Here is a 12,394-nt window from a genome sequence, read left to right as displayed (position 1 = left end):
GCGCCTTCCCCTTTCCGTACCACCCGTGTCACGTCAGGTACTCGGCGAGCAGTTCGCACACCCGCCTCCCCGCGGTGACCACGAAGAGGTGCCCGCCTCCGACGGTGTGCTCGGTGAAGGCGCCGCCGCCATGCCGGTGCCAGGCGGTCACGTCCGCGGCGCTGACCAGCGGGTCCCTGTCACCGCCGAACGCCGTGACGGGACAGGGGACCTGGCGGCCGGCCGGTGCACGGTAGTTCTCCGCGGCGGCGAAGTCCGCGTGCAGCGCGGGCAGGATCAGCTCGACCAGTTCGTCGTCGTCCAGGGCGCCGCCGGACTCCGGCTGGAAGCGGCGTACGGCCGCCAGGAACGCACCCGGTTCCAGGCCGCTCAGCCCGCCGTAGCGCAGGGCGCGGTGCGGCGCGCGCGAACCCGAGACGAAGAGGCGGTGCGGCGGCAGGCCGGCCGCGGCCATGCGCAGGGTGGTCTCGTAGGCGACGAGTGCCCCCATGGAGTGCCCGAACAGGGCGTAGGGCCGATCGGCGTCCTCCAGCAGCACCGGAGTCAGTGCCTCGGCCACCTCCTCCACCGTGCGCAACGGCTCCTCCCGCAGCCGCCGTTCCCGGCCGGGCAGGGCGACGGGAACCACTTCGACGTCCGCCGGGAGCCACTCGGCCCACGCGCGGTACACCGCCGCTCCCGCCCCGGCCCAGGGCAGACAGTACAAACGGCTCACCGCCGTGTCGCGCGGCCGGGGCCCGGTCAGCCAGCCGTCGCCGCGCACCGTCCCGGCCGCCCGTTCGGAGGACGTCACCGGTCTCGTCATGTCAGCTCTCCCCCGTCCAGCGGCCCATCGCCCACGGCACCCCGCTCCAGCGGGACTTCGTATTCCGGCACGAGCACCTCCCGCGTCGGCTCCCACGCCTCGGCCGACCATACGAGCGGCGGGCCCGCCCGCCCAGGAGATGCTCAACCGCCCACGCAGCGGCGTGCTCCGTGGACGGAGGAACAGACTCAGGCGGCGCCGGAGCCGACCAGGTCGGTGTAGATGTCGCTGACCTGCTGGGCGGCACGCCGCCAGGAGAACTCCCGGACGACCCGCCGCCGGCCCTCCTCGCCCATCCGCCCGGCGACGCCGGGATCCTCGATGAGCCCGTTGACGCGGCCGGCGAAGTCCTTGGCGAAGACCAGCGGCTCGTCCGGCTGTCCGTCCGGCGTGTCGTCGTGACGCAGCGGCACCAGCATGCCGGTCCGCCCCTCGTCGACCACTTCGGGGATGCCTCCGGTGGCGGAGGCGACCACGGGGGTGCCGCAGGCCATGGCCTCCAGGTTGACGATGCCGAGCGGCTCGTAGACCGACGGGCAGACGAAGACCCGGGCGTGGGTGAGCAGTTGCACCAGGGCGCGGCGGGGGAACGGTCCGCTGATCCAGTGGCAGGCGTGCCCCTGCGCCCTCAGCGCGGCCACCTGCTCGGCGAACTCGGCGCTCTGCCGCGGCGTGTCCGCGCTCTGCGCGACGATGACCAGCCGCGTGCCCGGGACGAAATGCCGTGCGGCACGCAGGAGATGGTCCAGGCCCTTCTGCCGGCTGATCCGGGCGACGCAGGCGACGATGGGGCGGTCGAGGGGGATGCCGTACTGCTCCAGTGCGTCGGTGCCGTGATCGGGGGCGTACGCCTCGGTGTCGATGCCGTTGTGCACGACGGTGACGCGACCGGGGTCGAGCCCGGGGTGGAGCCTGGTGATGTCCCGTGCCATGGCCCGCGAGACGGCGATGACCCGGTCGGCCGTGTTCAGGGCGCTCGCCTCCATGGCGGAGGACAGCCGGTATCCCCCGCCCAACTGGTCGGCCTTCCAAGGTCGCAGGGGTTCGAGGCTGTGTGCCGTGACCACATGCGGGACCCCGTGCAGGCGCTGGGCGAGGCTGCCAGCCAGGCAGGCGTACCAGGTGTGGCTGTGCACCACGGAGGTCCCGCTCACCGCGTCGGCCATGGCCGCCCCTACGGCGACGGCCTGCAGGGCGGGGTTCGCCCCGCGCAGGGTGTCCGGCACCGCGTGCGAGCGGACCCGGGGCCCGCCGGTCGCGTCCGGCCCCGTGCCGGCGTCCGGCCCGTAGCAGTGGACGCGCAGGTCGACCAGGGAGCGCAGATGCTCGACCAGAGCGGCCACGTGCACGCCCGCGCCCCCGTAGACGTGGGGAGGGTACTCGCGGGTCAACAGGTCGACACGCATGCGGAGTTCCTTTCCGATGGCTGGACGGGGACGGCGGCCCCGTCCCCCGCGGCGCCGAGGCCGGTCAGTCGCTCCAGGACCCGGGCGACTCCGTCGTCGTCGTGGTGCGGCGCCAGTTCGTCGGCCACGACCTTCAGGGACCAGTGGCCGTTGGCCATCGCCACGCCGTGGCCGGCCCGGCCGAGCAGGGGGATGTCGTTGGGCATGTCGCCGAACGCCACCACGTCGGCGAGGTCGATGCCCAGCAGCGCGGCGGCCCGGGCCAGTCCCGTTCCCTTGTCGGTGCCGGGGGGCAGGATCTCGACCACGCCCCGGTCGGAGTGCGTGACGCCGGCTCCGGGCTCGCACACCTTGGCGACCAGCTCCGCGAGAGCGTCGTCGGCGAGCCCGTCGTGCCGCAGGAACACCCGGTCGACGGGACGGTTCCACAGCTCGGCGGGGGAACAGGTGCGCACGGTCGACAGGGCGCCGCCCACGGTGAATCCGGGCGTCCGCACGAACTCGGCGTCCGGTCCCGAGGTGTTGACGGCCAGGTGGAGCGCACCGCGCACCTCTTGCGCGGCCAGTTCCTCACGCACCTTCGCCACCAGGGCACGGGCCAGGTCCCGTTCGAGGGACGCGGTGCACAGCATGCGCCGCGCCGACACGTCGTACAGCTGGGCTCCCTGTCCGCAGACGGCGATTCCCTCGTAGTCCAGCGCCGCGAAGACCGGCGCGCAGTCGGCGGCGGGCCGGCCGGTCACGATCAGATGCCGTACTCCGCGCCGCCGGGCCGCGCGCAGTGCGGCGAGGGTGCGCGGGGCGACGGTCAGGTCGCTCCTGAGGAGCGTGCCGTCCAGGTCGGTGGCCGCGAGCCTCAGCATGCCGGGCCTGCGACCGGGGCCGGGCCGGTGGAACCGCGGACGACGAGGTCCGGCGCGTAGCGCAGCTCCGAGGCGCCGAGGAACCGCAGCCGCGGAACCGGGGTCGGCGCGTCGACCAGCGCCTCGCGCAGTACGTCCGCCACGCTCTCCGCCATCTGCCGCACGGGCGGCTGCAGGGCCGTCAGGGTCGGTTCCGCGAAACGGCCGGGCGGGGCGTCCTCCAGGCTGATCAACGACAGGTCGCCGGGCGCGCTCAGCCCCCGGTCCCGGATCGTGGCGAGCGCGCCGAGCGCGAGCAGGGCGCTCCCGCAGACGACGGCGGTGCACCCGGCGTCGAGAAAGGCGTCGGTCGCCGCGCGCACACCCTCCGGGGTGGTGGAGGTCAGGCTCACCCGCTGGATGCCCCGGGCGCGGTACGTCGATTCCCGGCCCGTGGCCGCCGACTGTCCCGGGCCGTCGAGGAGGCAGCCGATCGCGGTGTGCCCCAGACCACGGAGGTAGCCCAGCACCTGGTCCGCCGCGAGTTCGTCGTCGACGCAGAAGTGGAGCCCGGCGGACTCCTCGGCGGGGAACCGCACACCGTAGAGCGGTATGCCCCCCGACAGGGACGCCTGGACCTGCCGCGACGGCCTGTCGCACCGGGACGTCCCGCCCACCTGCACCAGGGCGCCGACGCCCAGGGTGCGCAGCCAGCCGCGGAACCGTTCCCGCTCGGTCCGGCCGGCCGGCTCGGGGTGCAGTATCGCGAGTAACCCGCGCCGCTGGAGTGCGTGGGTCAGCTGGCCCGCGAGGTGCAGCAGGGCGGGACTCTCGCCGTCCGACAGGAGGAGGGCCGTCAACGCGGCCGGGGCGCTCGGCGGCTGGGCCCGGTAGGGCGGAGCCGGGCGGGGTCCGTCGTCGCGGCCTACGGGCCGGGTCGCCGGATCGGCAGTGGCCTGAACCATGTTCTCTCCTCGCTGCGTGCTCGGGTCGAGCGATGTGTCCGTTCAACCGCTGCGGTCACGCAGTTGAACAGGGGAACGTGCCGGGCGGTCATACGGCGGGCGAGTGCGGGAACCCGTCGCTGTCCTTGAGGTCTTCGGCGAGGTAGCGCCACACCTCCGCGTAGCCGACGAGCAGTTCGGCGACCAGGCCGCGGCAGTGGTGGGGCACCGTGTCGGCGATCTTCTGCTGCTCGCGCGCGGCGAGCGCGCACGTGTCGAACAACCGCAGGACCATGCGGCCGACGTCGTTGAAGCGCATGGACGGGTCGCGGCGCAGCGTGTCGAAGATCGGCGTCAGGTCCGACAGCGGACGGCTGCGCAGCAGGGGCACGGTGTTGTCGGCCAGCGACCGGGGCAGGCGCTCCGTCTGGGACTGCCCGCCGCGCAGCTTCAGCGGCACCGGGTCCCGGCCCTGGCGCAGCCGTTCGCGTACGTCGGCGACGGTTGCCGGGGAGATCCCCACCTGCCGGGCTATCTCGCGCAGGGACGCCTCCGGATTCTCCCGGATGAGCCGGCTGGCCAGCTCCCGCCCGTGCGCGGAGTTGACCGGGCGAACGCGGCCGTCCAGCCCCACGCGCACGGCCGGCGCCGCCGCGCCCTCGTCCATGCCGCGGCGCACCTCGGCGACCTTCTTGGCCGACAGGCCCGTCACGGTCGCCACGGCGCGGTCGGACCAGTGCGGATGGGAGACGAAGATGTGCCGCACGGCCGCGATGCGGTCCTCCCGGGACAGCGGCAGCCCGTGGGTCACGTTCGCGGCCACGGAGACGACGAACGCGTCGGACTCCTCGCCCTCGAAGAAGAGGACGGCCACCTGCTTCTGACCACGCAGTTCGGCGGCGCGCAGGCGGTGGGTGCCGTCGATGACCCGCATGGTGCGGCGATGCACCATGATCGGCGGAAGCTCCGACTCGCTCTCCGCCAGGGACTGTACGTACGCGGGATCCTCGCCCGAGATCCGCGGCGAGCCGACGGTCACCAGCTCGTCGATCGCGATCAGTTCCACGTCGCGACTCAGTGACTCCGCCTGACATCGCGTCACGTAGGCGAGGGCGTCGTCAGCTGTCTTCCCACAATGCTCGCTGGCATCCAATGCGGCTCCCCGATGAAGACGTTCGACATGCACACGACGATCGAGGAAAAAAGGATACCATTCATTCTCTTTTTTTTGAGAGGTGTACAACGCGACCGTGCCCGCACCGGTGGATCACCGGTGCGGGCACGGAACGGGGGAGGGCGGGGCTCAGCGCACCGCGAGGCCGCCGTCGGGACGCAGCACTTCGCCGGTCATCCCCGCCGAGAGGGGTGAGGCCAGCATGCGGTAGAGAGGCGCCAGTTGTTGCGGCGTCAGGACGACACCCAAGGGGTTGTACTCCTGGATGACCCGCTCGATGGGCTCCGGGGTCTCGAACACCGCGCTGGGCGCGGCGCCCGCCCCCCTCACGGCCCGCAGCCCCGTGACGACGCCGCCCGGGGCCACGGCGTTGACGCGCACCCGGGGTGCCAGGTCGGCCGCCAGATGACGCACCACGCCCAGGGCCGCGTGCTTGGCCGCCGCGTACGACAGCCCGGCACCGTTGCCGCTCACCAGGAACGACGCGTCGGAGAGGGTGAACACCATGCAGCCGCCGGTCCGTTCCAGCTCGCCGACGGCGGCCCGAGCCCCGAGCACATAGCCCACGACATCGACGTCCAGGACCCGCCGCGCGACCTCGGCCAGCTCCTCCGCGGGCAGGTCGCGCAGCCCCGCGCCGGCGTCGTGGACACCCGCGTTGCCGACGAACACATCGAGACGCCCGTACTCCCGCACGGCGACGGCCACGGCGTGCGCGTTGTCCCGCGCACTGCACACATCGCCCCGGACCAGCGTCACCGCTTCCGGAAGGGGCCGTGAGGGAGCGTCCTGATCGAGGACGACGACGTCGTACCCGTGGGCGACGAAGTCCTCGACGACGGCCCGGCCGATGCCGGAGCAACCGCCGGTGACCAGGGCCACGCCCGCCGACGGGTCCCTCCGGCCGACCCGCGGCGCGCTCATACCGGCGGGGCCGACCACAGGCCGGCGTCCGGAACGCCCCGCAGGGCCGTCGAGACCAGCTCGTCCCGTGCGTTGGCCGTCCCCCACACATCGGTGGTCTGGGCCGTCGCCGGATACACCTTCGGCGTCCACCCGTGCTCGTCGTCGATCATCTGCGCCGCGGTGGTGTACTCCAGGACGAAACCCGAGGACGGGTCACGGAAGTACGAGAAGGTGTTCCGCCCCACCCCGTGCCGGCCCGGCCCCCACAGCGGCGCCAGTCCCTCACGCATCAACGCGCCGGTGGCCCGCATGAACTCGTCCAGGCCCCGCATCTCGAAGGCCACGTGGTTGAGGGACGTGTGCGGTGCCCGGGTGAAGGCGATGACGTGATGGGCGCGCCCGGTGCGCAGGAAACACATGATGTCCTCGACCCAGTCGGAGACCCGGAAGCCCAGCACGGACTCGTAGAAGAGACGGGCCGCCTGCAGATCGGGGGTGTTCAGCACCACGTGGCCGATCCCGACCGGGCGGGTCTCCTCCTCCTCCACGGGCCGGAAGGGACGGCCGGTCACGTCCGCGGACACCTCGACCGTACGACCGTCACAGTCGAGGAACCACAGCGCGTAGCCTCCCCCGAGGTCCTCGCGGACCCCGGGTTCCCGCACCATCCTCGCCTGCGGATGACGGACCACCCGCTCGGCGATCTCGTCGACCTCCGCCGCCGACGAGGCGGCGAACGAGATCAGGTCGACCCGCGGTTCGGCGGTCTCACGCAGCCGCAGGACGTGGCTCTCCGGACATCCCGCGCCGAGATAGAGCCGATCGCCCTCGGTGCCTACCGGCTCCAGCTGCCAGCGCTTCTCGTAGAACTCCCGTGCCGCGACGAGGTCCGGGACCCCGAGCGACACATGTCGGACGTGCGCGACCATTCTGCTCCTTCGGACTGGTGGGCTGCCGGTCCCCGCTGCGAGGACGCGGCCCGGATCAGGGCAGCGCGGTGACCGCGCTCAGCTGTCGCAGGGCGAGTCCGGACGGCAGTTCGGCGTTGACCGCCGACAGCACGGCCCGCGCCCAGCTCAGCTCCCCGCGCGGCGAGAAGACCGGCTGCCGGTACGACGGCGCGGTGCCCGCGGCGCCCGGCACGGTCCGGCACGGCGCGCTGCCCTCCCGGCCGGGCGGCGTGCACCACAGGTCGTACCTGCCCTCGCCGTCGCCCGGTGTCCACCGCAGCCCCGCCGTCCAGCCGGCCTTCTCGACCAGCCGGGCCAGCTGCTCGGGATCCGCTCCGGGCCGCACCTCCCGGCCGCGCTCCGGGCCTGCCTCTCCCCGCACGCCGCGCAGCGCGAGCGCTTCGGCCAGCCGTGCGTTGGGGACTCCGCGGAAGCCGAACGGTGCGGCCGCGTCCGCGAGCCGGGCCCGGACCTCGTCGGCGGTCAACTCCCCGCCGTCGTGCCACTCCGCCTCGCCCGCCGGCAGCGAACAGCCGACGTGCAGGACGGCGTCGTACCGGAACAGCGTCATCTCGCTCGGCGCCGCACCCCTGCGCGGGGCGGTGTCCACCCCCGTCAGCCGGTCGAACCGGCCGGGCAGCGCGTGCAAGTGGTCCGGCAGCAGGCTGAGCTCCCCGTCGAGCCGCAGTTCCCGGTCGACCCGCACCCGCACCGGTACGGCGGAGGAGTCGGCCCCGGACCTGCGACGGTGCTTCAGACAGGCGAAGGCCTCCCGCAGACCGGCATGCCGCAGGTCGCCCAGGAACACGTGTCCGCCGGGCACGACCGACGGGAGCACCTGCCGCAGCACCTCCTCCAGATACAGCGTCGACGGGAAGTACTGGACCACCGAGTTGACGATCACCAGGTCGTACGGCCCACCCGGCGGCGGCGCGGTCGCCTCCGCCTGCTCGACGGTGATCCCGGTCCTCGGCGCGGGTCCGGCCAGTTCACCGGCCAGCTCCCGCAACAGGTCCACCGACCGCGCCGAGAAGTCCGTGGCCGTGTAGACCTCCGGAGCGAGGGCGCGCACCAGCGGGTTCATGAGCAGGCCCGTGCCCGCCCCGATCTCCAGGATCCTGCGGTGCGGCAGGGCGGCCAGGCGGGCGACGGTCGTGTCCACCCACTCCGCCATCTGCGCGGCGGGGACCGGCTGCCCGGTGAGGCTGTCCGTCCACCCGGTGATGCCGGCGGTGACCGGATCGTCGTCCAGCCCCGCCACTTCGTAGCAGTCGTCGAAGACCGCCTGCCAGGCCTCCACGACCGCGTCGGCCGTGCCCGTCCCCACCGGGCCGGGGCCCGCCTCGGGCACGGCCCGGGCCACCAGGCCCGCCCCGGCGCCCCCGGGGTCCTCCACGTACTCCACAGCCGCCACTCGGACCTGGGGATGGGACCGCAGCACCGCAGCGGCCGTATCGCATTCCCCTTGCCCGACGGCAGGGCTCTCCTCGACTTCCGGCATGGTCGCGTCTCCTTGAACCGCCGCCGTTTCCCTGACAGCGCGACGGAGACTACGGGTGATCGGCCCACCGCACACCGTTGTGCCCGTGTTCGCATCAGACATCGACCGGCGCACCCGGTGGCCCTTACAGTCACCGGCCATGACCTCGTACGACGTGATCGTGGTCGGAGCCCGGTGCGCCGGCTCGCCGCTGGCGATGCTGCTCGCCCGAGCCGGGCACTCCGTGCTGGTCCTGGACCACGCGCACTTCCCCAGTGACACGCTCTCGACCCACTGGGTGCTGCGCCCAGGAGTCGAACTCCTCTCCTCATGGGGCCTGTTGGACCGCCTGGCGGCCACCGGGTGCCCGCCCATCGAGCGGCTCCGGGTCGACTTCGGCGACACCGTCCTCGCGGGCACCCCCCTCGCCCGTGACACCCCGGCGGTCACCTACGCGCCCCGGCGGTACGTCCTGGACGCGCTCCTGGTGGAGGCCGCGGCCGAGGCCGGTGCCGAGGTGCGCCAGGGCTGCTCGGTGCGCGAGGTCGTCCAGGAGGACGGTGTCGTCACCGGCGTCCGCGGCCACGACGAGCGGGGAGTCCCCTTCACCGCGACGGCCCGTCTGGTGGTCGGCGCCGACGGACGCAACTCGACGGTCGCCCGGGCGGTGGACGCCCCGTTCACCCACGACCGGGGTCCGCTCGCCGCGACTCTCTACGCCTACTGGACGGACCTGCCCGTCGACGGAGTGCGGACCTTCGTACGGCCAGGGCTGGGAGCGGCGATGTGGCCCACCCATGACGCGCTGACCACGGTGGCGCTCACCCTGCCCCGCGCCGAGTTCCTCGCCCACCGCGGCGGCCCCGAGCAGCTGTACCTGAGCACACTGGAGCGGCTTCCCGAACTGGCCGCACGGGTGCGCGGCCGGCGCCCGGCTGAACGGGTCCGCGCCGCGGGCCGTCTGCCCAACTACTTCCGGCGCCCCTACGGTCCCGGCTGGGCCCTGGCGGGGGACGCGGGCCAGCACAAGGACCCGATCGGGGCGCACGGGATCTCCGACGCCTTCACCGACGCCGACCTGCTCGCCCGCGCCGTCCACCAGGGACTCTCCGGCGAACTGCCCTGGGAACGCGCCCTGGGCCGGTATGCCGCGCGCCGCGACACCGGTCGCGCGGCGATGTTCGAGTTCGTGTGCCGCCAGGCCTCGCTGGCACCCCTGGACGACGATTTCACCGCCCTGCTGCGCGGCGCCGAGTCCGACGACCGGCTCGCCACGGAGCTCCTCGGGGTGTTCGCGGGGAGCCTGCCGGTCACCCGCCTCCCGAGTTCCGGGCAAGTGCGGACGAGCCGCACTTGAACGCGGGAACGCCCTGGTGCGGCCCGCTCACACGGGTCCGCCGGCGCCCTGCGTCCGCTCGGTGTCCGCCAGCGCCTCGACCGCAGTCTGCTCCATGCTCTGCAGAAACGAAACAGCGTCCGCGACGGGCATGGCCAGGGTGTCGACCCGCAGCGACATGAGCACGGCCCCGGAGAAGTTGTGGGCCCGCAGATAGAACCTCCGGCCGAAGCGGTCCCGGTCCCGACCGGGTTTCCCGCTCATCCGGGTCCTCGACCGCAACGCCTGGACGACATCGCGCGTGGCCGCTCCGGCCGACCCGACGAGGTCGGGGCCGTCACCGTTCGCGCCCAGCATGACGTTGAGCGTGCAGGACAGATCGACGTCCGAGCCCCGGCGGCGCACGGCCTCCTCGACCACCGCGGCGGCCCGGACCGGATCGTACTTCCCCGCCGCGTACGCGGGAAGAAGCGCCCGCCACGTCCGCCGCACAGCCTCCGCGAACGTCACGTCACCGACATCGATCGTCACCGGCACGTCCTGGACGAAGGTGCCCGTGGCCGCCACCTCGTCCGGGCCGATGCGGTTGTGGCAGCACACGGTGAAGCAGCACACCGGGCCGTCCGCGCGGCGGCCGAGAAGCAGGGCGGCGACGGCCAGGAAGATCGCCGTCTCGCTGACCCGCAGCCGCTGTGCCAGGACCTGCACCGCGACGGCCATGGCCTCCGACTCGCACACCACCTCCTGGAACCGCGGTGTGCCGGCAACGCCCGCACCGGCGGGCAGCATCACGGCGGGAGCGCGGGCGAGTTGCGCCTCCCAGTACCGGATCGACCGCTCGGACGTCCGCGCCCCTTCGGCGCCGCGCTCCCGTTCCGCCTGGTCCGACGGGTGCAGCCGGTCGCCGGCCGACGGGATCGACGAGGTGGCCGGTGCGGCGAGAAGCCGCTCCGTCTCGGCGGTGATGTGGGCGATGTCCCAGCCGTCGGCCGACATGTGGAAGACGACCGCGACGACATGGCGGGGCCCGCCCTCGTCCGCCACGACACCGACTCTGAAGGGCAGTTCGTCCACCGCGAACGGAACGCGCCGCAACTCCGCGGCGAACGCCTCGGCGACCGCACGGCTCTCCCCGGCGGCCGACCGCACCTCCACCCTGATCCCGCCCCGCGCGGCGACACTCTGGCGCGGCTCGCCCGTCCCGGACAGCGGGTAGGTCGTGCGAAGGGACTCCCGGCTCTCCACCAGGGTCCGCACTGCGGCGAGCACCCGGGGCAGCGTGGTGCCGTCCGGCACGTCGACGATCAGCGGCACATTGAGGTGTTCGTGGTGCGGAGCGAACCACTGCACCTCGTCCCAGATCCAGCGCTGTCCCCAGGTGAGCTCGGAGACTCTGCTCCTGAGCCCGGAGAAATGCACGTCGTGAAAGGTGGGGGAATTCGTCACGCCATATCGCCTTTCACATTCGGTTGCGCGGGATCGATGGCCCGTGACCGACGGACGGCACAGCCGCCGAAAACCTAATGGACGCCATTCTCCGAAACAAGCGGATGTTGGACACCCGGGTGTTCAACTGCGGCCGGGCATCAGTTGAACACCGCGTCGGCGGCATTTTCCGGAATCCATCGAAGACCCGTCTGGTCAGACGCCGCACACGGCCATTACGGTGTCGTGCGCCAGATGACCGGAAATTATTGTGGGGGCGTTGATGGCACGCTTGTCGCACATTCGCGGGCTGGAGGAAACGACCTCCGAAACCCAGGGTGTCTCACTCTCCTCCGGCGAGAACGAGAAGATCGTGGACGGCCTGCGCCGCGGGATCGGCGCGCTGTTCGTCACCGAACGGCAGGAGCACTTCGCCGCGCCGCCGGTGATCTCCCGCAGCACGTCCGAGCGGGCGGGCTACCCCGCCTCCTTCCCCCATCTGCTGGGCTCCGTGCACGGCTCCCCGGACGGCTCCGAGCCGACCGCCACCGACCTGGTGCTCACCTCGGCGGCATGCCACCACCTGTATCCGCTGCTGGCCGGCGAGGTCCTGGGCGCGCCGACCTGCCTGAGCGTCGAGGCGGCCTGCTACCGGGAGGAGAAGACCTTCGAGACGGGGCGCCTGCGCTCCTTCCGGATGTACGAAGTGGTCCGCTTCGGTCAGCCGAGCGCGGTCGAACGGTGGCGGGACCGGGCGCTGGGATCCGCCGGCCGATGGCTGACCGACCTGGGGCTGTCCACCCGGACCGTGCCGGCCAGCGACCCGTTCTTCGGGAGTTCCGGTGACTTCCTGGGCCGCGCGCAACGGGAGCAGCAGCTCAAATGGGAGATCACCGCGCGGCTGACCGACGATCTGCCGCAGGCCATCGCCTCGGCCAATTACCACAAGGAACACTTCGGTGAGGCTTTCGACATCAGCAACACCGATGGTTCCCACACACACAGCGCCTGCATGGCATTCGGTTTGGACCGCATCGTTCTGGCCCTCCGGCACGAACACGGCGCGGACTCCTCGCAATGGCCGACAGCGGTGCGGGCGCGCCTCGCGCTCTGAAAGAGCCGAGCC

The 12,394-nt window shown here is 72.7% G+C and carries 11 protein-coding genes; 2 read left to right on the top strand and 9 right to left on the bottom strand.

Annotation, left to right across the window (positions count from 1 at the left end; translation table 11 throughout):
* Window positions 1–28: 28 nt before the first annotated feature.
* The 8 genes from ACFY2L_RS20115 to ACFY2L_RS20080 form a co-directional block, all read right to left on the bottom strand.
* Window positions 29–805 carry a thioesterase II family protein gene (locus ACFY2L_RS20115; protein WP_390659733.1) on the bottom strand — a complete coding sequence of 259 codons (777 nt, stop codon included), beginning with the start codon at window positions 803–805 and terminating at the stop codon, window positions 29–31.
* A 188-nt stretch (window positions 806–993) separates the two neighbouring features.
* On the bottom strand, window positions 994–2,211 hold the full coding sequence (gene glgA / locus ACFY2L_RS20110) for a glycogen synthase (RefSeq protein ID WP_390659734.1): 1,218 nt from the start codon (window positions 2,209–2,211) through the stop codon (window positions 994–996).
* Window positions 2,193–3,074: an HAD family hydrolase gene (locus ACFY2L_RS20105; RefSeq protein WP_390659735.1), complete on the bottom strand. Its 882-nt coding sequence runs from the start codon at window positions 3,072–3,074 to the stop codon at window positions 2,193–2,195. The genes glgA and ACFY2L_RS20105 overlap by 19 nt, the downstream gene beginning before the upstream one ends.
* The gene (locus ACFY2L_RS20100) at window positions 3,068–4,018 is read right to left on the bottom strand and encodes a substrate-binding domain-containing protein (RefSeq protein WP_390659736.1); all 951 of its coding nucleotides are present in this window, start codon (window positions 4,016–4,018) and stop codon (window positions 3,068–3,070) included. The genes ACFY2L_RS20105 and ACFY2L_RS20100 overlap by 7 nt, the downstream gene beginning before the upstream one ends.
* Before the next feature lie 88 nt (window positions 4,019–4,106).
* Window positions 4,107–5,063 (bottom strand): winged helix-turn-helix transcriptional regulator, encoded by a 957-nt coding sequence (locus ACFY2L_RS20095; protein ID WP_390659737.1) that lies wholly within the window; start codon window positions 5,061–5,063, stop codon window positions 4,107–4,109.
* Window positions 5,064–5,300: 237 nt separating this feature from the next.
* Window positions 5,301–6,095, bottom strand: coding sequence for an SDR family oxidoreductase (locus ACFY2L_RS20090; RefSeq protein ID WP_390659738.1), 795 nt, complete (start codon window positions 6,093–6,095; stop codon window positions 5,301–5,303).
* Window positions 6,092–7,006, bottom strand: coding sequence for a VOC family protein (locus tag ACFY2L_RS20085; protein ID WP_390659739.1), 915 nt, complete (start codon window positions 7,004–7,006; stop codon window positions 6,092–6,094). The genes ACFY2L_RS20090 and ACFY2L_RS20085 overlap by 4 nt, the downstream gene beginning before the upstream one ends.
* A 55-nt stretch (window positions 7,007–7,061) precedes the next feature.
* A complete protein-coding gene (locus tag ACFY2L_RS20080) occupies window positions 7,062–8,528 on the bottom strand; it encodes a class I SAM-dependent methyltransferase (RefSeq protein WP_390822945.1) in 1,467 nt (488 codons plus the stop codon).
* Window positions 8,529–8,667: 139 nt separating this feature from the next.
* Here ACFY2L_RS20080 and ACFY2L_RS20075 point away from each other — a divergent pair, with 139 nt between their 5' ends.
* Window positions 8,668–9,864 (top strand): FAD-dependent oxidoreductase, encoded by a 1,197-nt coding sequence (locus tag ACFY2L_RS20075; protein WP_390659741.1) that lies wholly within the window; start codon window positions 8,668–8,670, stop codon window positions 9,862–9,864.
* A 27-nt stretch (window positions 9,865–9,891) separates the two neighbouring features.
* Here ACFY2L_RS20075 and ACFY2L_RS20070 read toward each other — a convergent pair whose 3' ends face one another.
* Window positions 9,892–11,289: a condensation domain-containing protein gene (locus tag ACFY2L_RS20070; RefSeq protein ID WP_390822944.1), complete on the bottom strand. Its 1,398-nt coding sequence runs from the start codon at window positions 11,287–11,289 to the stop codon at window positions 9,892–9,894.
* 262 nt (window positions 11,290–11,551) lie between these two features.
* Between ACFY2L_RS20070 and ACFY2L_RS20065 the strand changes: the two genes are divergently transcribed.
* Window positions 11,552–12,382, top strand: a complete 831-nt coding sequence (locus ACFY2L_RS20065) for a hypothetical protein (protein ID WP_390659743.1) — start codon at window positions 11,552–11,554, stop codon at window positions 12,380–12,382.
* The last annotated feature ends 12 nt before the right edge of the window (window positions 12,383–12,394 follow it).

Origin of the sequence: Streptomyces sp. NPDC001381 (assembly GCF_042895685.1) — a bacterium.
GTDB lineage: Bacteria > Actinomycetota > Actinomycetes > Streptomycetales > Streptomycetaceae > Streptomyces.
This window is presented reverse-complemented; position numbering and strand designations above follow the sequence as displayed.